The following is a 17,986-nucleotide window of genomic DNA, read 5'->3' on the forward strand; positions in this document are numbered from 1 at the left end:
GAAAGCCAACCTCACCATAATTTGTATTATGTTACGGGCACTAAAGCAATGCTTTTGTGATGGTCGGTCACCTACCTATTTTGACCGACCATAAACCACAAAACCCCCGCAGAGTAATGATTTTGCGGGGGTTTCTCTCAACATAACACTGCTGCCATTATGGGAGGTTGATATAAAGCCAAAAATAATTAAAATAAATATTTAACCTTTTAAAAATCAATTACTTATGACCGATATTGTCTAGTATTGGACATTATACAATTTTCTTGAACTTACCAGTCTTAATGCTCCTAGCCATATATGGAACATGATCTGTATTTGAACACAAAAAATCAATTGTCTGTCTGAGCTCAACTTCAGAATGCTCAGGTATCCAAAGAGTAACTTTTTTTAAACCGCGAGATTTTTGTTTATTTTCATAACGTTGGTTCTTAGTTTCCATGGGTCACCAGTGACTTATCCTTAGATTAAAGATTTAACCATTATTGGGTTTTGGTGTTGCCGCGCTACGCTCAGGCTTCGCTTGGCGCGTCACCACCAAAACCAAAATCAATATTAGGCTCCGTTTGAGCTGGTTCATAGGTTGGTTTGTTTGGCGTTGTTGATTTGCAAAAGGCATTGTATTTGTAATCCGCGTGCTCAATGATGACATAGCAATAACTCATGATGTTGACCGTAAAGCCCATTAGCTTCAAATCAAACGTGTTTAGAGAAACTAAACCATCAGGTGTATCAAATTCCAAAATGGCAGTCTGTTCGATTTTCTCACCGTCAAATTTAACGTGATAACCGCTAACCTGCGCCCTAGTTGCATCAAATGGTAGACTCACATGAATAGGCTCACGAGCAACAGCCGGAACAGGGTCATTATTAACAGCAGTAGAAATATCCGTTTTACTATTTTTAGTAGGAACCTGCGCGGGTTGCGGGTTTTTTTCCACATCCATAGCACCACTGAAATATAGGATGAAATAACCAGCGCACAAAGTGAGAACGACCACCGGAAAGGCAAACATAGGACTGAGTAGAAAATTTTTTCCTGTTGCGCCTGTAATAGATTGGGTCGCTGTTGATTTGTAGAGTCTGTGGACGTCGATGGGGATTTTGCGCCACTTTTTCGGGTCTGCCCTGTTTGGCGTTTTGCCGTCCAATTTTGGATTATGTTCATGTATTCTCGGCCTCCGGTTGAAGTATGGAATTTTGGCTAGCCCGTCAAAATATTTATGTGCATAGGCGTACTGGCTAACGTTACGGATGTATTTATGTACAGAGGTGATATCAGGCGTACAGCAAATGATGTCCCAGTTGTATTTACGGTGGCGCATGTACGCCTCCTTTAGGGTTTTTGGGTAGATGATATGCCCGTGTTCGTTAAATATCTCGATACCCAAATCATCAACATCACCGCTAGTTAGGTCGTCTGGTTTGTACGTTTCGAGTGTATCTAAATGGTACTGATACCAGTCACTAGGTAGATAATCCTGATAGTTTTGAACGGGCTGATAATCACATGATTCAGGTTTGAATTGAGTGGTTTCAGTCGGGTAAATATCCTGAACCTCATCCATGATAATGAGCGCACCGCACGGCATCCAATGATACCAATTACGCCACAATTTATGGCCTGATTCGCTCTGACTAGACATTCGCCACAATTTTGCAGAATCAGGGAATGTTTCGTTTAACTCGCGCTCGATATCATCCAGAGGTTTAATGCCCTCGATATTAGTGACTACTAAACGCCCCGCTCTCAGCGCTGGCAATAACTCAAACCAAACTGCTGAGGCTGATTTAAACGAACCTGGCGCACCATGAAATATTGACGTCGCCATTATAGAAACCTCATAACATAGCGAGTGATTAGCGCCTGAATTACCACATTGAGCGCATCAAATGCACGCATATCAACGAGAGCAGCACGAACGTCAGCAGGTAATTGATTAGCAGCCGAGGTGATGCGACTGGCTATCTGAAAATTCTCAATGATGTTTTTCGAAACCTGCCAACTAAATTTAATAGTCTCTAACTCTATTTTGAGTCTGAGTAGCGTTGCATATTCAACGAACCATGCAAAAAAACGCGTGATAAAATTAGGGAGGTCGGTATCTAAAAAATCCCAAATATCAGAAACAAAATCGTTCATAAAACTAAACACACCCTGATAACCGTCGTAGTGAGATGCTAGCGCTACAGGCGATAAAAATAGAAATGCGGAAATTAATAAAATGGTTTTGGTTTGTGTGGATTTAATCATGGCGCTCCCTCAACAAAATAAACAACGCGGACATAGTGGCGATTAGCATTAATGGTGCTGCTAGCATTTGATAAAAATTGCTAAATCTGGCTACTGAAATATCAATTGATTCACCGTAAATATCTAATGTTCGCTCCTCGTATGAACCGCTAATGGTTGGCGAAACATCAAAAACAGTGTCTAACTGAGTGCGAATGTCGTCTAGCTCTGCAGTGTTCAATTCGATTTGGTCAGTAATTTGAACCCTGATTTCATCAATAGAATCCTGAGTAAATAGGTCATTCAGACCCCCCTGCTTTCCCGCCTGAGCAACACCGGCACACTCGAACCCCTCACAATCTGGCTCAGGGTCTGGGCAGTCCTCGCCCTCGCAAGGTTCATCACCAGCGAGTTTATCGTTAATAGAATTGAGTGTGTCACGGATAGAATTTAGTGTTGCAGTTTGGGCGTTGGTTGAATTGACAATGTACCTAGTGTTATTCGCAACAGTAGCGGTTTGTTCGACGTTAGTAGATGCAGCACGAAACGCGTTATTTGCCTGCTCGGACATAATTTGAGTATTTTTACCGATGACGTCTAATTGAGAGGAAAAAAACCGAGTCAGGTCATTAGAGTGCCTAGACTCAATATAAATATTGTTGAGCGCTCTAACATTGGCTCGACCAAAATCAACCTGATTTTGAGTAGACGCAGTAACATTACGGTTCATTTGGTTTATACCGTCTAGCTCGGTTTCTGAGGTTGACGGGTCGGAGATTTGGCCTAGCGGCTCAGCAGATGGAGCGGTACTAGGAGCCTCAGGCAAATCAGACAAATCAGGCGGAATAAATGGATCTGGAACAGTGGGTAAACCATCGCCACCATCACCATCATCACCACAGCTAGTCCCCTCCTGACCGTCGTATAATGGTGACACCATCATCATGTCATTATTGTCAGATGAGTATTTACACGTTGAGCCGTCTGGATTGGTGAAGCAGCGATTACCACCACCTATACTAAATGATGGACGGTCATCTAACGATGGCTCCTGACAGTTATCACGGGCTGGGTCGATGCAACGAGATGGGTTGTCATCAGTTTCACCACCCCGTTTTTGGGTATACGTTGGGTGACCATCAGGTGGGCAATCCTCTACCTGAACAGTAAATTGAATGTAAAAACGCCCAGCGGTATATATATACGGCTCAAATGTACAATGGTCCTGACCATCACAACCGCGACGCTCAGTAACAGTAGCTAAAATAGGATATGAATTATCATCGAGAGGACCTGAATGAAAACCGGTATAAATATACGTTTTGCCCTCACTCGCGGATTCAACAGCAGATAAACATTCAGACAGCAGATGACCGCCACCATCTAAATGAGTGCAACGTCCATAGTCAGTAGGAACGAGAATAGGTTTTTGCTCATCACGTTTAAACTCTAAGGACAATGAGTTGAATGATAGAAAAAAGGCGCTGATAAGCGCCGTATAGAAAACTCGCATATAACGCCTTTAATATTAGGAGGTACGAACCCCGCTAGAAAAGCCCTCGACGAAGACCCAAACGAGAAACGTACCTAGAATAATGGTCGTAACCATTAACGAGATAATTTGCTAATGATAAAACCAACACCGAAACCGATTGAAGCTAGTGACAACAGACCAACGACAACGAGCGTATAGTTTGACTGACCAGCAGCAACAGCGGTTTCAATCGTTGCCGCAACATCAGGAGTGGTTGCAGTAGCTGACGCCATTGCAGAACCTAGCGCAGCAGTAGAACCTAGAGCGATTTTTGATAGTAATTTCACGATTTTTCCTTAATTTAATTGAGTGTGTTTTTAGGTTTTGCCCATCACTCGGACGATTCGACCAATTGAATGAGCGGTAAAAAATGCGGTCAATGCCGCGGCGTTGATTAGGCCGAACGTAGCCAAATCAAATTGGAACAGCTCGTTGAGCGTGTCTACCAATCCGTTTAATTGAATTTGCGTCACCTGCTCAGTCGTCAACAAAACGTATTCGCATGTTTCAGCAGTTGCTGCGATTAGTTGGCCTGATTCGGAAATGATGACGCATTGCATATCAGACAGCCTTAAGCAATTCTTGAGAAGCTGGAACAAGCTTCATTTGACGACCGTTAATTTCAAGGTCACCCCAACGGCCAACACAGAAAGATTCAAGAGCTAACGTATATTTGCCAACTGGATAGGCATTGTTGTGGTCATCGTGAGACAAACGAAATTCCTTAGGAAAAGCACCACCCGTATGAGCGTATGCCTTTTGGTCATAAACCACCCTTTCGTTGTCTTTGCCCTTATTAACAGTGCGAGGCATTGGGTTCTCATGGCCTTTTACGATTTCAATAATTAGTTGTTGATGTTGCATGTGTTTTCTCCGTTAACTTACTAAGCGTAGGCCGCTTTCGAATTGCTCTGATAGTCGCGTAGGTTCAGTCCAGCCTGCTGGGTGCTGGCGTTCGAAATCGACGTTGATAAATCTGATTAAAGGCACGACATTGGATGCCGTGGCTTGTAGGTTTTGTAGGTATGCCTTGGGGACTACCTCTGTAATTTCTTTAATGCTTCTATGGAAAGTTGCTTTTGGTGTAGTCGCTTTAACCTCTTCCCAACCCTCGTGCTTCATCATTCGGAAAAATCGAAATAGACGATCAGCCTTGGAATAACTAAAACCAGTTTTAGTCTCTGTTTTAAAGTGCTCTCTCAAATTTTCATGAACTTCAGTGTCGCTGTATGTACGCATATGTTCGCCCTCAAATGTCTTAAAAATATCTGACCAAGCGTGATTCCATAGCTCTTTAATTAGACACCCATCAAAACTTCTAGCGTGACTTTCAAACTCCCAAACATTCGTAGGAATAGCGAGGCGATGCAACATGCGGGGCATGATACTGGCCTCTAAACGAAGGGCGTTTGTAGCAAATTCTTGTACATCGGGTGCGCTCATAGCATCGAGCTGTATTTTATAAATTGGGTCTTTGGTCTTATCGTAACGTGACGTGATTTTGGCTATTTGGTCTGCAAGCTCAAACTGCTTCAAGTAAGCTTTGAGACGTTTATGGCGGCTACCTTTGCCAAAGTAGGCCGTGGTATCAAACGATGATTTACTACCTCTCGTTTGACCGTTTGAAATGTTTCTAAGTGCGTGTATCACATTCCTGCTGTCAGACTCATTTGGTAAATGAGCAGTAAAAGTGCAGTCAATCTGAGCAAGCGTAGCGTGTTCAAAATCCAGTATCTCGACCATATCAGGAAGTGCGTAACAGAAAGCAGAAACCAACGAATCAAGGCAAGTCATAACGTTGCATGTACCAAAAACATTTTGACCAGTAAGGAGTTTCGCAGGGCTAGCTTTAAGCTCAATGTGTGGATAGTAATTAGAACCGCCTTGATAAACCTTAAAACTTAAAGTTGACCAACTGCTAGGAAGTGATTCAAAAGGATGTCTAAGACATGAAACCTCAGCAAGTGCAACGTTCTCAGCATCTAGACGATAGTCGTTCGGACGAAAAGTAACGTCCCCCGCTTCCATCTTGCAACCGCGTTTTTGACATTCACGCAAATCAACCAAACCGCTATCACCTTCAGGTGATGCAGCAACGACAGAGTCGTTAAATGGCACTTTGATTCGCAAGAGGTCTATCACAAAAAAATCCTTCTGATGAGTAGTAATGGTAACTAATCCCAAAAAATGAGACAGGTCATTACCGACCTGAATAGGTGAATACATCTATTCAACTGCGATATTTATAACAGAAGTGAATGGGTGAATACAAGTATTGATGAATAATAAAATTCAAGCGTGCTAACATTCAGCTATTAACAGAACGGAGTTAAAGAAGTGGCGAAAGCAAACAGAACAACGATCTCGATACCAATTGAAAAGAAACTAGAGTTAGAAAGAAAAGCTATTGAGGTTTCATATAAAACAGGGAGATCAGTAACTTGGACGGACATTGTTCATTACATGATAGATAATTATCAAAATATGGCGAAACAAGATCTAATCGAAGAAGAAGAAGAGAAAGTTTCAAAATGAGACTAGAGTCCACTATTAAAGTATGTGGACTCTCCACACCGTACCCCACTCGGTACAACTGAGCTGACTGAAAGTTGGTTTCGGTTTATCAAGGGAGCGAACGCATTCGCTCGGGGTCAGGTCTCCAGAAATAGTACCGACCGCCATCGGCGGGTTCTCGCGCTAAAACACCTGAGTTAAATCACTATCGAGTTGGCGCTTCATGCGGCAAGCCGCATCGTATCGAATTCTACTTAACCACCAAACTTCATTTCACCAGTAGAAGGATGATGACTGGTTTCTAAATAGAGTTTGATTTCATCTTTATTTTCAATGTCATAAAGAACATTTATTACAGCATAACAATCGCCACGATATAAAATGTGCTCACCAACTCTAGGGATATCTGCAGTATCTATAGATTTCAATATAGGAGCATTTGGAGATTGTTTAATTACTAAATTTAAGCGTGGCATAATTAATTTCCTTTTTTAAGAGTTTAAATTTGAAGGCTATATATTCAATACATGATTTTTAAAATGTGGGATGAAAGCCAACCTCACCATAATTTGTATTATGTTACGGGCACTAAAGCAATGCTTTTGTGATGGTCGGTCACCTACCTATTTTGACCGACCATAAACCACAAAACCCCCGCAGAGTAATGATTTTGCGGGGGTTTCTCTCAACATAACACTGCTGCCATTATGGGAGGTTGATATAAAGCCAAAAATAATTAAAATAAATATTTAACCTTTTAAAAATCAATTACTTATGACCGATATTGTCTAGTATTGGACATTATACAATTTTCTTGAACTTACCAGTCTTAATGCTCCTAGCCATATATGGAACATGATCTGTATTTGAACACAAAAAATCAATTGTCTGTCTGAGCTCAACTTCAGAATGCTCAGGTATCCAAAGAGTAACTTTTTTTAAACCGCGAGATTTTTGTTTATTTTCATAACGTTGGTTCTTAGTTTCCATGGGTCACCAGTGACTTATCCTTAGATTAAAGATTTAACCATTATTGGGTTTTGGTGTTGCCGCGCTACGCTCAGGCTTCGCTTGGCGCGTCACCACCAAAACCAAAATCAATATTAGGCTCCGTTTGAGCTGGTTCATAGGTTGGTTTGTTTGGCGTTGTTGATTTGCAAAAGGCATTGTATTTGTAATCCGCGTGCTCAATGATGACATAGCAATAACTCATGATGTTGACCGTAAAGCCCATTAGCTTCAAATCAAACGTGTTTAGAGAAACTAAACCATCAGGTGTATCAAATTCCAAAATGGCAGTCTGTTCGATTTTCTCACCGTCAAATTTAACGTGATAACCGCTAACCTGCGCCCTAGTTGCATCAAATGGTAGACTCACATGAATAGGCTCACGAGCAACAGCCGGAACAGGGTCATTATTAACAGCAGTAGAAATATCCGTTTTACTATTTTTAGTAGGAACCTGCGCGGGTTGCGGGTTTTTTTCCACATCCATAGCACCACTGAAATATAGGATGAAATAACCAGCGCACAAAGTGAGAACGACCACCGGAAAGGCAAACATAGGACTGAGTAGAAAATTTTTTCCTGTTGCGCCTGTAATAGATTGGGTCGCTGTTGATTTGTAGAGTCTGTGGACGTCGATGGGGATTTTGCGCCACTTTTTCGGGTCTGCCCTGTTTGGCGTTTTGCCGTCCAATTTTGGATTATGTTCATGTATTCTCGGCCTCCGGTTGAAGTATGGAATTTTGGCTAGCCCGTCAAAATATTTATGTGCATAGGCGTACTGGCTAACGTTACGGATGTATTTATGTACAGAGGTGATATCAGGCGTACAGCAAATGATGTCCCAGTTGTATTTACGGTGGCGCATGTACGCCTCCTTTAGGGTTTTTGGGTAGATGATATGCCCGTGTTCGTTAAATATCTCGATACCCAAATCATCAACATCACCGCTAGTTAGGTCGTCTGGTTTGTACGTTTCGAGTGTATCTAAATGGTACTGATACCAGTCACTAGGTAGATAATCCTGATAGTTTTGAACGGGCTGATAATCACATGATTCAGGTTTGAATTGAGTGGTTTCAGTCGGGTAAATATCCTGAACCTCATCCATGATAATGAGCGCACCGCACGGCATCCAATGATACCAATTACGCCACAATTTATGGCCTGATTCGCTCTGACTAGACATTCGCCACAATTTTGCAGAATCAGGGAATGTTTCGTTTAACTCGCGCTCGATATCATCCAGAGGTTTAATGCCCTCGATATTAGTGACTACTAAACGCCCCGCTCTCAGCGCTGGCAATAACTCAAACCAAACTGCTGAGGCTGATTTAAACGAACCTGGCGCACCATGAAATATTGACGTCGCCATTATAGAAACCTCATAACATAGCGAGTGATTAGCGCCTGAATTACCACATTGAGCGCATCAAATGCACGCATATCAACGAGAGCAGCACGAACGTCAGCAGGTAATTGATTAGCAGCCGAGGTGATGCGACTGGCTATCTGAAAATTCTCAATGATGTTTTTCGAAACCTGCCAACTAAATTTAATAGTCTCTAACTCTATTTTGAGTCTGAGTAGCGTTGCATATTCAACGAACCATGCAAAAAAACGCGTGATAAAATTAGGGAGGTCGGTATCTAAAAAATCCCAAATATCAGAAACAAAATCGTTCATAAAACTAAACACACCCTGATAACCGTCGTAGTGAGATGCTAGCGCTACAGGCGATAAAAATAGAAATGCGGAAATTAATAAAATGGTTTTGGTTTGTGTGGATTTAATCATGGCGCTCCCTCAACAAAATAAACAACGCGGACATAGTGGCGATTAGCATTAATGGTGCTGCTAGCATTTGATAAAAATTGCTAAATCTGGCTACTGAAATATCAATTGATTCACCGTAAATATCTAATGTTCGCTCCTCGTATGAACCGCTAATGGTTGGCGAAACATCAAAAACAGTGTCTAACTGAGTGCGAATGTCGTCTAGCTCTGCAGTGTTCAATTCGATTTGGTCAGTAATTTGAACCCTGATTTCATCAATAGAATCCTGAGTAAATAGGTCATTCAGACCCCCCTGCTTTCCCGCCTGAGCAACACCGGCACACTCGAACCCCTCACAATCTGGCTCAGGGTCTGGGCAGTCCTCGCCCTCGCAAGGTTCATCACCAGCGAGTTTATCGTTAATAGAATTGAGTGTGTCACGGATAGAATTTAGTGTTGCAGTTTGGGCGTTGGTTGAATTGACAATGTACCTAGTGTTATTCGCAACAGTAGCGGTTTGTTCGACGTTAGTAGATGCAGCACGAAACGCGTTATTTGCCTGCTCGGACATAATTTGAGTATTTTTACCGATGACGTCTAATTGAGAGGAAAAAAACCGAGTCAGGTCATTAGAGTGCCTAGACTCAATATAAATATTGTTGAGCGCTCTAACATTGGCTCGACCAAAATCAACCTGATTTTGAGTAGACGCAGTAACATTACGGTTCATTTGGTTTATACCGTCTAGCTCGGTTTCTGAGGTTGACGGGTCGGAGATTTGGCCTAGCGGCTCAGCAGATGGAGCGGTACTAGGAGCCTCAGGCAAATCAGACAAATCAGGCGGAATAAATGGATCTGGAACAGTGGGTAAACCATCGCCACCATCACCATCATCACCACAGCTAGTCCCCTCCTGACCGTCGTATAATGGTGACACCATCATCATGTCATTATTGTCAGATGAGTATTTACACGTTGAGCCGTCTGGATTGGTGAAGCAGCGATTACCACCACCTATACTAAATGATGGACGGTCATCTAACGATGGCTCCTGACAGTTATCACGGGCTGGGTCGATGCAACGAGATGGGTTGTCATCAGTTTCACCACCCCGTTTTTGGGTATACGTTGGGTGACCATCAGGTGGGCAATCCTCTACCTGAACAGTAAATTGAATGTAAAAACGCCCAGCGGTATATATATACGGCTCAAATGTACAATGGTCCTGACCATCACAACCGCGACGCTCAGTAACAGTAGCTAAAATAGGATATGAATTATCATCGAGAGGACCTGAATGAAAACCGGTATAAATATACGTTTTGCCCTCACTCGCGGATTCAACAGCAGATAAACATTCAGACAGCAGATGACCGCCACCATCTAAATGAGTGCAACGTCCATAGTCAGTAGGAACGAGAATAGGTTTTTGCTCATCACGTTTAAACTCTAAGGACAATGAGTTGAATGATAGAAAAAAGGCGCTGATAAGCGCCGTATAGAAAACTCGCATATAACGCCTTTAATATTAGGAGGTACGAACCCCGCTAGAAAAGCCCTCGACGAAGACCCAAACGAGAAACGTACCTAGAATAATGGTCGTAACCATTAACGAGATAATTTGCTAATGATAAAACCAACACCGAAACCGATTGAAGCTAGTGACAACAGACCAACGACAACGAGCGTATAGTTTGACTGACCAGCAGCAACAGCGGTTTCAATCGTTGCCGCAACATCAGGAGTGGTTGCAGTAGCTGACGCCATTGCAGAACCTAGCGCAGCAGTAGAACCTAGAGCGATTTTTGATAGTAATTTCACGATTTTTCCTTAATTTAATTGAGTGTGTTTTTAGGTTTTGCCCATCACTCGGACGATTCGACCAATTGAATGAGCGGTAAAAAATGCGGTCAATGCCGCGGCGTTGATTAGGCCGAACGTAGCCAAATCAAATTGGAACAGCTCGTTGAGCGTGTCTACCAATCCGTTTAATTGAATTTGCGTCACCTGCTCAGTCGTCAACAAAACGTATTCGCATGTTTCAGCAGTTGCTGCGATTAGTTGGCCTGATTCGGAAATGATGACGCATTGCATATCAGACAGCCTTAAGCAATTCTTGAGAAGCTGGAACAAGCTTCATTTGACGACCGTTAATTTCAAGGTCACCCCAACGGCCAACACAGAAAGATTCAAGAGCTAACGTATATTTGCCAACTGGATAGGCATTGTTGTGGTCATCGTGAGACAAACGAAATTCCTTAGGAAAAGCACCACCCGTATGAGCGTATGCCTTTTGGTCATAAACCACCCTTTCGTTGTCTTTGCCCTTATTAACAGTGCGAGGCATTGGGTTCTCATGGCCTTTTACGATTTCAATAATTAGTTGTTGATGTTGCATGTGTTTTCTCCGTTAACTTACTAAGCGTAGGCCGCTTTCGAATTGCTCTGATAGTCGCGTAGGTTCAGTCCAGCCTGCTGGGTGCTGGCGTTCGAAATCGACGTTGATAAATCTGATTAAAGGCACGACATTGGATGCCGTGGCTTGTAGGTTTTGTAGGTATGCCTTGGGGACTACCTCTGTAATTTCTTTAATGCTTCTATGGAAAGTTGCTTTTGGTGTAGTCGCTTTAACCTCTTCCCAACCCTCGTGCTTCATCATTCGGAAAAATCGAAATAGACGATCAGCCTTGGAATAACTAAAACCAGTTTTAGTCTCTGTTTTAAAGTGCTCTCTCAAATTTTCATGAACTTCAGTGTCGCTGTATGTACGCATATGTTCGCCCTCAAATGTCTTAAAAATATCTGACCAAGCGTGATTCCATAGCTCTTTAATTAGACACCCATCAAAACTTCTAGCGTGACTTTCAAACTCCCAAACATTCGTAGGAATAGCGAGGCGATGCAACATGCGGGGCATGATACTGGCCTCTAAACGAAGGGCGTTTGTAGCAAATTCTTGTACATCGGGTGCGCTCATAGCATCGAGCTGTATTTTATAAATTGGGTCTTTGGTCTTATCGTAACGTGACGTGATTTTGGCTATTTGGTCTGCAAGCTCAAACTGCTTCAAGTAAGCTTTGAGACGTTTATGGCGGCTACCTTTGCCAAAGTAGGCCGTGGTATCAAACGATGATTTACTACCTCTCGTTTGACCGTTTGAAATGTTTCTAAGTGCGTGTATCACATTCCTGCTGTCAGACTCATTTGGTAAATGAGCAGTAAAAGTGCAGTCAATCTGAGCAAGCGTAGCGTGTTCAAAATCCAGTATCTCGACCATATCAGGAAGTGCGTAACAGAAAGCAGAAACCAACGAATCAAGGCAAGTCATAACGTTGCATGTACCAAAAACATTTTGACCAGTAAGGAGTTTCGCAGGGCTAGCTTTAAGCTCAATGTGTGGATAGTAATTAGAACCGCCTTGATAAACCTTAAAACTTAAAGTTGACCAACTGCTAGGAAGTGATTCAAAAGGATGTCTAAGACATGAAACCTCAGCAAGTGCAACGTTCTCAGCATCTAGACGATAGTCGTTCGGACGAAAAGTAACGTCCCCCGCTTCCATCTTGCAACCGCGTTTTTGACATTCACGCAAATCAACCAAACCGCTATCACCTTCAGGTGATGCAGCAACGACAGAGTCGTTAAATGGCACTTTGATTCGCAAGAGGTCTATCACAAAAAAATCCTTCTGATGAGTAGTAATGGTAACTAATCCCAAAAAATGAGACAGGTCATTACCGACCTGAATAGGTGAATACATCTATTCAACTGCGATATTTATAACAGAAGTGAATGGGTGAATACAAGTATTGATGAATAATAAAATTCAAGCGTGCTAACATTCAGCTATTAACAGAACGGAGTTAAAGAAGTGGCGAAAGCAAACAGAACAACGATCTCGATACCAATTGAAAAGAAACTAGAGTTAGAAAGAAAAGCTATTGAGGTTTCATATAAAACAGGGAGATCAGTAACTTGGACGGACATTGTTCATTACATGATAGATAATTATCAAAATATGGCGAAACAAGATCTAATCGAAGAAGAAGAAGAGAAAGTTTCAAAATGAGACTAGAGTCCACTATTAAAGTATGTGGACTCTCCACACCGTACCCCACTCGGTACAACTGAGCTGACTGAAAGTTGGTTTCGGTTTATCAAGGGAGCGAACGCATTCGCTCGGGGTCAGGTCTCCAGAAATAGTACCGACCGCCATCGGCGGGTTCTCGCGCTAAAACACCTGAGTTAAATCACTATCGAGTTGGCGCTTCATGCGGCAAGCCGCATCGTATCGAATTCTACTTAACCACCAAACTTCATTTCACCAGTAGAAGGATGATGACTGGTTTCTAAATAGAGTTTGATTTCATCTTTATTTTCAATGTCATAAAGAACATTTATTACAGCATAACAATCGCCACGATATAAAATGTGCTCACCAACTCTAGGGATATCTGCAGTATCTATAGATTTCAATATAGGAGCATTTGGAGATTGTTTAATTACTAAATTTAAGCGTGGCATAATTAATTTCCTTTTTTAAGAGTTTAAATTTGAAGGCTATATATTCAATACATGATTTTTAAAATGTGGGATGAAAGCCAACCTCACCATAATTTGTATTATGTTACGGGCACTAAAGCAATGCTTTTGTGATGGTCGGTCACCTACCTATTTTGACCGACCATAAACCACAAAACCCCCGCAGAGTAATGATTTTGCGGGGGTTTCTCTCAACATAACACTGCTGCCATTATGGGAGGTTGATATAAAGCCAAAAATAATTAAAATAAATATTTAACCTTTTAAAAATCAATTACTTATGACCGATATTGTCTAGTATTGGACATTATACAATTTTCTTGAACTTACCAGTCTTAATGCTCCTAGCCATATATGGAACATGATCTGTATTTGAACACAAAAAATCAATTGTCTGTCTGAGCTCAACTTCAGAATGCTCAGGTATCCAAAGAGTAACTTTTTTTAAACCGCGAGATTTTTGTTTATTTTCATAACGTTGGTTCTTAGTTTCCATGGGTCACCAGTGACTTATCCTTAGATTAAAGATTTAACCATTATTGGGTTTTGGTGTTGCCGCGCTACGCTCAGGCTTCGCTTGGCGCGTCACCACCAAAACCAAAATCAATATTAGGCTCCGTTTGAGCTGGTTCATAGGTTGGTTTGTTTGGCGTTGTTGATTTGCAAAAGGCATTGTATTTGTAATCCGCGTGCTCAATGATGACATAGCAATAACTCATGATGTTGACCGTAAAGCCCATTAGCTTCAAATCAAACGTGTTTAGAGAAACTAAACCATCAGGTGTATCAAATTCCAAAATGGCAGTCTGTTCGATTTTCTCACCGTCAAATTTAACGTGATAACCGCTAACCTGCGCCCTAGTTGCATCAAATGGTAGACTCACATGAATAGGCTCACGAGCAACAGCCGGAACAGGGTCATTATTAACAGCAGTAGAAATATCCGTTTTACTATTTTTAGTAGGAACCTGCGCGGGTTGCGGGTTTTTTTCCACATCCATAGCACCACTGAAATATAGGATGAAATAACCAGCGCACAAAGTGAGAACGACCACCGGAAAGGCAAACATAGGACTGAGTAGAAAATTTTTTCCTGTTGCGCCTGTAATAGATTGGGTCGCTGTTGATTTGTAGAGTCTGTGGACGTCGATGGGGATTTTGCGCCACTTTTTCGGGTCTGCCCTGTTTGGCGTTTTGCCGTCCAATTTTGGATTATGTTCATGTATTCTCGGCCTCCGGTTGAAGTATGGAATTTTGGCTAGCCCGTCAAAATATTTATGTGCATAGGCGTACTGGCTAACGTTACGGATGTATTTATGTACAGAGGTGATATCAGGCGTACAGCAAATGATGTCCCAGTTGTATTTACGGTGGCGCATGTACGCCTCCTTTAGGGTTTTTGGGTAGATGATATGCCCGTGTTCGTTAAATATCTCGATACCCAAATCATCAACATCACCGCTAGTTAGGTCGTCTGGTTTGTACGTTTCGAGTGTATCTAAATGGTACTGATACCAGTCACTAGGTAGATAATCCTGATAGTTTTGAACGGGCTGATAATCACATGATTCAGGTTTGAATTGAGTGGTTTCAGTCGGGTAAATATCCTGAACCTCATCCATGATAATGAGCGCACCGCACGGCATCCAATGATACCAATTACGCCACAATTTATGGCCTGATTCGCTCTGACTAGACATTCGCCACAATTTTGCAGAATCAGGGAATGTTTCGTTTAACTCGCGCTCGATATCATCCAGAGGTTTAATGCCCTCGATATTAGTGACTACTAAACGCCCCGCTCTCAGCGCTGGCAATAACTCAAACCAAACTGCTGAGGCTGATTTAAACGAACCTGGCGCACCATGAAATATTGACGTCGCCATTATAGAAACCTCATAACATAGCGAGTGATTAGCGCCTGAATTACCACATTGAGCGCATCAAATGCACGCATATCAACGAGAGCAGCACGAACGTCAGCAGGTAATTGATTAGCAGCCGAGGTGATGCGACTGGCTATCTGAAAATTCTCAATGATGTTTTTCGAAACCTGCCAACTAAATTTAATAGTCTCTAACTCTATTTTGAGTCTGAGTAGCGTTGCATATTCAACGAACCATGCAAAAAAACGCGTGATAAAATTAGGGAGGTCGGTATCTAAAAAATCCCAAATATCAGAAACAAAATCGTTCATAAAACTAAACACACCCTGATAACCGTCGTAGTGAGATGCTAGCGCTACAGGCGATAAAAATAGAAATGCGGAAATTAATAAAATGGTTTTGGTTTGTGTGGATTTAATCATGGCGCTCCCTCAACAAAATAAACAACGCGGACATAGTGGCGATTAGCATTAATGGTGCTGCTAGCATTTGATAAAAATTGCTAAATCTGGCTACTGAAATATCAATTGATTCACCGTAAATATCTAATGTTCGCTCCTCGTATGAACCGCTAATGGTTGGCGAAACATCAAAAACAGTGTCTAACTGAGTGCGAATGTCGTCTAGCTCTGCAGTGTTCAATTCGATTTGGTCAGTAATTTGAACCCTGATTTCATCAATAGAATCCTGAGTAAATAGGTCATTCAGACCCCCCTGCTTTCCCGCCTGAGCAACACCGGCACACTCGAACCCCTCACAATCTGGCTCAGGGTCTGGGCAGTCCTCGCCCTCGCAAGGTTCATCACCAGCGAGTTTATCGTTAATAGAATTGAGTGTGTCACGGATAGAATTTAGTGTTGCAGTTTGGGCGTTGGTTGAATTGACAATGTACCTAGTGTTATTCGCAACAGTAGCGGTTTGTTCGACGTTAGTAGATGCAGCACGAAACGCGTTATTTGCCTGCTCGGACATAATTTGAGTATTTTTACCGATGACGTCTAATTGAGAGGAAAAAAACCGAGTCAGGTCATTAGAGTGCCTAGACTCAATATAAATATTGTTGAGCGCTCTAACATTGGCTCGACCAAAATCAACCTGATTTTGAGTAGACGCAGTAACATTACGGTTCATTTGGTTTATACCGTCTAGCTCGGTTTCTGAGGTTGACGGGTCGGAGATTTGGCCTAGCGGCTCAGCAGATGGAGCGGTACTAGGAGCCTCAGGCAAATCAGACAAATCAGGCGGAATAAATGGATCTGGAACAGTGGGTAAACCATCGCCACCATCACCATCATCACCACAGCTAGTCCCCTCCTGACCGTCGTATAATGGTGACACCATCATCATGTCATTATTGTCAGATGAGTATTTACACGTTGAGCCGTCTGGATTGGTGAAGCAGCGATTACCACCACCTATACTAAATGATGGACGGTCATCTAACGATGGCTCCTGACAGTTATCACGGGCTGGGTCGATGCAACGAGATGGGTTGTCATCAGTTTCACCACCCCGTTTTTGGGTATACGTTGGGTGACCATCAGGTGGGCAATCCTCTACCTGAACAGTAAATTGAATGTAAAAACGCCCAGCGGTATATATATACGGCTCAAATGTACAATGGTCCTGACCATCACAACCGCGACGCTCAGTAACAGTAGCTAAAATAGGATATGAATTATCATCGAGAGGACCTGAATGAAAACCGGTATAAATATACGTTTTGCCCTCACTCGCGGATTCAACAGCAGATAAACATTCAGACAGCAGATGACCGCCACCATCTAAATGAGTGCAACGTCCATAGTCAGTAGGAACGAGAATAGGTTTTTGCTCATCACGTTTAAACTCTAAGGACAATGAGTTGAATGATAGAAAAAAGGCGCTGATAAGCGCCGTATAGAAAACTCGCATATAACGCCTTTAATATTAGGAGGTACGAACCCCGCTAGAAAAGCCCTCGACGAAGACCCAAACGAGAAACGTACCTAGAATAATGGTCGTAACCATTAACGAGATAATTTGCTAATGATAAAACCAACACCGAAACCGATTGAAGCTAGTGACAACAGACCAACGACAACGAGCGTATAGTTTGACTGACCAGCAGCAACAGCGGTTTCAATCGTTGCCGCAACATCAGGAGTGGTTGCAGTAGCTGACGCCATTGCAGAACCTAGCGCAGCAGTAGAACCTAGAGCGATTTTTGATAGTAATTTCACGATTTTTCCTTAATTTAATTGAGTGTGTTTTTAGGTTTTGCCCATCACTCGGACGATTCGACCAATTGAATGAGCGGTAAAAAATGCGGTCAATGCCGCGGCGTTGATTAGGCCGAACGTAGCCAAATCAAATTGGAACAGCTCGTTGAGCGTGTCTACCAATCCGTTTAATTGAATTTGCGTCACCTGCTCAGTCGTCAACAAAACGTATTCGCATGTTTCAGCAGTTGCTGCGATTAGTTGGCCTGATTCGGAAATGATGACGCATTGCATA

23 protein-coding genes are annotated in these 17,986 nt (G+C 42.4%); 2 read left to right on the forward strand and 21 right to left on the reverse strand.

Going from position 1 to position 17,986, the window contains the following annotated elements; all coding sequences use genetic code 11:
* Positions 1-512 precede the first annotated feature (512 nt).
* The 7 genes from ACSLBF_RS08485 to ACSLBF_RS08515 form a co-directional block, all read right to left on the reverse strand.
* Positions 513-1,832 (reverse strand): zonular occludens toxin domain-containing protein, encoded by a 1,320-nt coding sequence (locus ACSLBF_RS08485; RefSeq protein ID WP_440053034.1) that lies wholly within the window; start codon positions 1,830-1,832, stop codon positions 513-515.
* Complete coding sequence (locus ACSLBF_RS08490) at positions 1,832-2,254, reverse strand: DUF2523 family protein (RefSeq protein WP_440053035.1); 423 nt, start codon at positions 2,252-2,254, stop codon at positions 1,832-1,834. The genes ACSLBF_RS08485 and ACSLBF_RS08490 overlap by 1 nt, the downstream gene beginning before the upstream one ends.
* Positions 2,247-3,746 carry a hypothetical protein gene (locus ACSLBF_RS08495; protein WP_440053036.1) on the reverse strand — a complete coding sequence of 500 codons (1,500 nt, stop codon included), beginning with the start codon at positions 3,744-3,746 and terminating at the stop codon, positions 2,247-2,249. The genes ACSLBF_RS08490 and ACSLBF_RS08495 overlap by 8 nt, the downstream gene beginning before the upstream one ends.
* A 95-nt stretch (positions 3,747-3,841) precedes the next feature.
* Positions 3,842-4,054, reverse strand: a complete 213-nt coding sequence (locus ACSLBF_RS08500; RefSeq protein ID WP_440053028.1) for a hypothetical protein — start codon at positions 4,052-4,054, stop codon at positions 3,842-3,844.
* Positions 4,055-4,084: 30 nt separating this feature from the next.
* A complete protein-coding gene (locus ACSLBF_RS08505; RefSeq protein ID WP_440053029.1) occupies positions 4,085-4,327 on the reverse strand; it encodes a hypothetical protein in 243 nt (80 codons plus the stop codon).
* Position 4,328: 1 nt separating this feature from the next.
* Positions 4,329-4,631 carry a single-stranded DNA-binding protein gene (locus ACSLBF_RS08510; protein ID WP_440053030.1) on the reverse strand — a complete coding sequence of 101 codons (303 nt, stop codon included), beginning with the start codon at positions 4,629-4,631 and terminating at the stop codon, positions 4,329-4,331.
* A gap of 12 nt (positions 4,632-4,643) precedes the next feature.
* A complete protein-coding gene (locus tag ACSLBF_RS08515; protein ID WP_440053031.1) occupies positions 4,644-5,909 on the reverse strand; it encodes a phage/plasmid replication protein, II/X family in 1,266 nt (421 codons plus the stop codon).
* A gap of 195 nt (positions 5,910-6,104) precedes the next feature.
* On the opposite strand from ACSLBF_RS08515, the gene ACSLBF_RS08520 reads away from it, so the two are divergent.
* Positions 6,105-6,302 carry a hypothetical protein gene (locus ACSLBF_RS08520; protein WP_440053032.1) on the forward strand — a complete coding sequence of 66 codons (198 nt, stop codon included), beginning with the start codon at positions 6,105-6,107 and terminating at the stop codon, positions 6,300-6,302.
* Between the two features lie 233 nt (positions 6,303-6,535).
* On the opposite strand, the gene ACSLBF_RS08525 is transcribed toward ACSLBF_RS08520, so the two are convergent.
* From ACSLBF_RS08525 to ACSLBF_RS08560, 8 genes are all read right to left on the reverse strand, one after another.
* On the reverse strand, positions 6,536-6,757 hold the full coding sequence (locus tag ACSLBF_RS08525) for a hypothetical protein (protein ID WP_440053033.1): 222 nt from the start codon (positions 6,755-6,757) through the stop codon (positions 6,536-6,538).
* A gap of 584 nt (positions 6,758-7,341) precedes the next feature.
* Positions 7,342-8,661 carry a zonular occludens toxin domain-containing protein gene (locus ACSLBF_RS08530; RefSeq protein ID WP_440053034.1) on the reverse strand — a complete coding sequence of 440 codons (1,320 nt, stop codon included), beginning with the start codon at positions 8,659-8,661 and terminating at the stop codon, positions 7,342-7,344.
* Entirely contained in the window at positions 8,661-9,083 is a 423-nt protein-coding gene (locus ACSLBF_RS08535; RefSeq protein ID WP_440053035.1) for a DUF2523 family protein, read from the reverse strand. The genes ACSLBF_RS08530 and ACSLBF_RS08535 overlap by 1 nt, the downstream gene beginning before the upstream one ends.
* Positions 9,076-10,575 carry a hypothetical protein gene (locus tag ACSLBF_RS08540; RefSeq protein ID WP_440053036.1) on the reverse strand — a complete coding sequence of 500 codons (1,500 nt, stop codon included), beginning with the start codon at positions 10,573-10,575 and terminating at the stop codon, positions 9,076-9,078. The genes ACSLBF_RS08535 and ACSLBF_RS08540 overlap by 8 nt, the downstream gene beginning before the upstream one ends.
* Positions 10,576-10,670: 95 nt before the next feature.
* Positions 10,671-10,883, reverse strand: a complete 213-nt coding sequence (locus tag ACSLBF_RS08545) for a hypothetical protein (protein WP_440053028.1) — start codon at positions 10,881-10,883, stop codon at positions 10,671-10,673.
* 30 nt (positions 10,884-10,913) lie between these two features.
* A complete protein-coding gene (locus tag ACSLBF_RS08550) occupies positions 10,914-11,156 on the reverse strand; it encodes a hypothetical protein (protein ID WP_440053029.1) in 243 nt (80 codons plus the stop codon).
* 1 nt (position 11,157) lies between these two features.
* Positions 11,158-11,460, reverse strand: coding sequence for a single-stranded DNA-binding protein (locus ACSLBF_RS08555; RefSeq protein ID WP_440053030.1), 303 nt, complete (start codon positions 11,458-11,460; stop codon positions 11,158-11,160).
* 12 nt (positions 11,461-11,472) lie between these two features.
* Positions 11,473-12,738 carry a phage/plasmid replication protein, II/X family gene (locus ACSLBF_RS08560; protein ID WP_440053031.1) on the reverse strand — a complete coding sequence of 422 codons (1,266 nt, stop codon included), beginning with the start codon at positions 12,736-12,738 and terminating at the stop codon, positions 11,473-11,475.
* A gap of 195 nt (positions 12,739-12,933) precedes the next feature.
* On the opposite strand from ACSLBF_RS08560, the gene ACSLBF_RS08565 reads away from it, so the two are divergent.
* Positions 12,934-13,131 carry a hypothetical protein gene (locus ACSLBF_RS08565; protein ID WP_440053032.1) on the forward strand — a complete coding sequence of 66 codons (198 nt, stop codon included), beginning with the start codon at positions 12,934-12,936 and terminating at the stop codon, positions 13,129-13,131.
* 233 nt (positions 13,132-13,364) lie between these two features.
* On the opposite strand, the gene ACSLBF_RS08570 is transcribed toward ACSLBF_RS08565, so the two are convergent.
* The 6 genes from ACSLBF_RS08570 to ACSLBF_RS08595 all read right to left on the reverse strand — a co-directional run bounded on the left by ACSLBF_RS08570 (position 13,365) and on the right by ACSLBF_RS08595 (position 17,985).
* Positions 13,365-13,586: a hypothetical protein gene (locus ACSLBF_RS08570; protein ID WP_440053033.1), complete on the reverse strand. Its 222-nt coding sequence runs from the start codon at positions 13,584-13,586 to the stop codon at positions 13,365-13,367.
* Between the two features lie 584 nt (positions 13,587-14,170).
* Positions 14,171-15,490 carry a zonular occludens toxin domain-containing protein gene (locus tag ACSLBF_RS08575; protein WP_440053034.1) on the reverse strand — a complete coding sequence of 440 codons (1,320 nt, stop codon included), beginning with the start codon at positions 15,488-15,490 and terminating at the stop codon, positions 14,171-14,173.
* Positions 15,490-15,912, reverse strand: a complete 423-nt coding sequence (locus ACSLBF_RS08580; RefSeq protein ID WP_440053035.1) for a DUF2523 family protein — start codon at positions 15,910-15,912, stop codon at positions 15,490-15,492. The genes ACSLBF_RS08575 and ACSLBF_RS08580 overlap by 1 nt, the downstream gene beginning before the upstream one ends.
* Positions 15,905-17,404, reverse strand: a complete 1,500-nt coding sequence (locus ACSLBF_RS08585) for a hypothetical protein (RefSeq protein WP_440053036.1) — start codon at positions 17,402-17,404, stop codon at positions 15,905-15,907. Before ACSLBF_RS08585 ends, ACSLBF_RS08580 begins: the two co-directional genes overlap by 8 nt.
* Positions 17,405-17,499: 95 nt before the next feature.
* Positions 17,500-17,712: a hypothetical protein gene (locus tag ACSLBF_RS08590; protein WP_440053028.1), complete on the reverse strand. Its 213-nt coding sequence runs from the start codon at positions 17,710-17,712 to the stop codon at positions 17,500-17,502.
* A 30-nt stretch (positions 17,713-17,742) separates the two neighbouring features.
* On the reverse strand, positions 17,743-17,985 hold the full coding sequence (locus tag ACSLBF_RS08595; RefSeq protein WP_440053029.1) for a hypothetical protein: 243 nt from the start codon (positions 17,983-17,985) through the stop codon (positions 17,743-17,745).
* Position 17,986 lies beyond the last annotated feature (1 nt).

This window comes from Pseudoalteromonas sp. T1lg65, from assembly GCF_051930985.1.
In the GTDB taxonomy this organism is placed as follows: domain Bacteria; phylum Pseudomonadota; class Gammaproteobacteria; order Enterobacterales; family Alteromonadaceae; genus Pseudoalteromonas.

Bases quoted from the DNA above. Each gene is read 5' to 3' on its own strand.
- ACSLBF_RS08485 (WP_440053034.1), bottom strand. From the start codon at position 1,832: ATGGCGACGTCAATATTTCATGGTGCGCCAGGTTCGTTTAAATCAGCC.
- ACSLBF_RS08490 (WP_440053035.1), bottom strand. From the start codon at position 2,254: ATGATTAAATCCACACAAACCAAAACCATTTTATTAATTTCCGCATTT.
- ACSLBF_RS08495 (WP_440053036.1), bottom strand. From the start codon at position 3,746: ATGCGAGTTTTCTATACGGCGCTTATCAGCGCCTTTTTTCTATCATTC.
- ACSLBF_RS08505 (WP_440053029.1), bottom strand. From the start codon at position 4,327: ATGCAATGCGTCATCATTTCCGAATCAGGCCAACTAATCGCAGCAACT.
- ACSLBF_RS08510 (WP_440053030.1), bottom strand. From the start codon at position 4,631: ATGCAACATCAACAACTAATTATTGAAATCGTAAAAGGCCATGAGAAC.
- ACSLBF_RS08525 (WP_440053033.1), bottom strand. From the start codon at position 6,757: ATGCCACGCTTAAATTTAGTAATTAAACAATCTCCAAATGCTCCTATA.
- ACSLBF_RS08530 (WP_440053034.1), bottom strand. From the start codon at position 8,661: ATGGCGACGTCAATATTTCATGGTGCGCCAGGTTCGTTTAAATCAGCC.
- ACSLBF_RS08535 (WP_440053035.1), bottom strand. From the start codon at position 9,083: ATGATTAAATCCACACAAACCAAAACCATTTTATTAATTTCCGCATTT.
- ACSLBF_RS08540 (WP_440053036.1), bottom strand. From the start codon at position 10,575: ATGCGAGTTTTCTATACGGCGCTTATCAGCGCCTTTTTTCTATCATTC.
- ACSLBF_RS08550 (WP_440053029.1), bottom strand. From the start codon at position 11,156: ATGCAATGCGTCATCATTTCCGAATCAGGCCAACTAATCGCAGCAACT.
- ACSLBF_RS08555 (WP_440053030.1), bottom strand. From the start codon at position 11,460: ATGCAACATCAACAACTAATTATTGAAATCGTAAAAGGCCATGAGAAC.
- ACSLBF_RS08570 (WP_440053033.1), bottom strand. From the start codon at position 13,586: ATGCCACGCTTAAATTTAGTAATTAAACAATCTCCAAATGCTCCTATA.
- ACSLBF_RS08575 (WP_440053034.1), bottom strand. From the start codon at position 15,490: ATGGCGACGTCAATATTTCATGGTGCGCCAGGTTCGTTTAAATCAGCC.
- ACSLBF_RS08580 (WP_440053035.1), bottom strand. From the start codon at position 15,912: ATGATTAAATCCACACAAACCAAAACCATTTTATTAATTTCCGCATTT.
- ACSLBF_RS08585 (WP_440053036.1), bottom strand. From the start codon at position 17,404: ATGCGAGTTTTCTATACGGCGCTTATCAGCGCCTTTTTTCTATCATTC.
- ACSLBF_RS08595 (WP_440053029.1), bottom strand. From the start codon at position 17,985: ATGCAATGCGTCATCATTTCCGAATCAGGCCAACTAATCGCAGCAACT.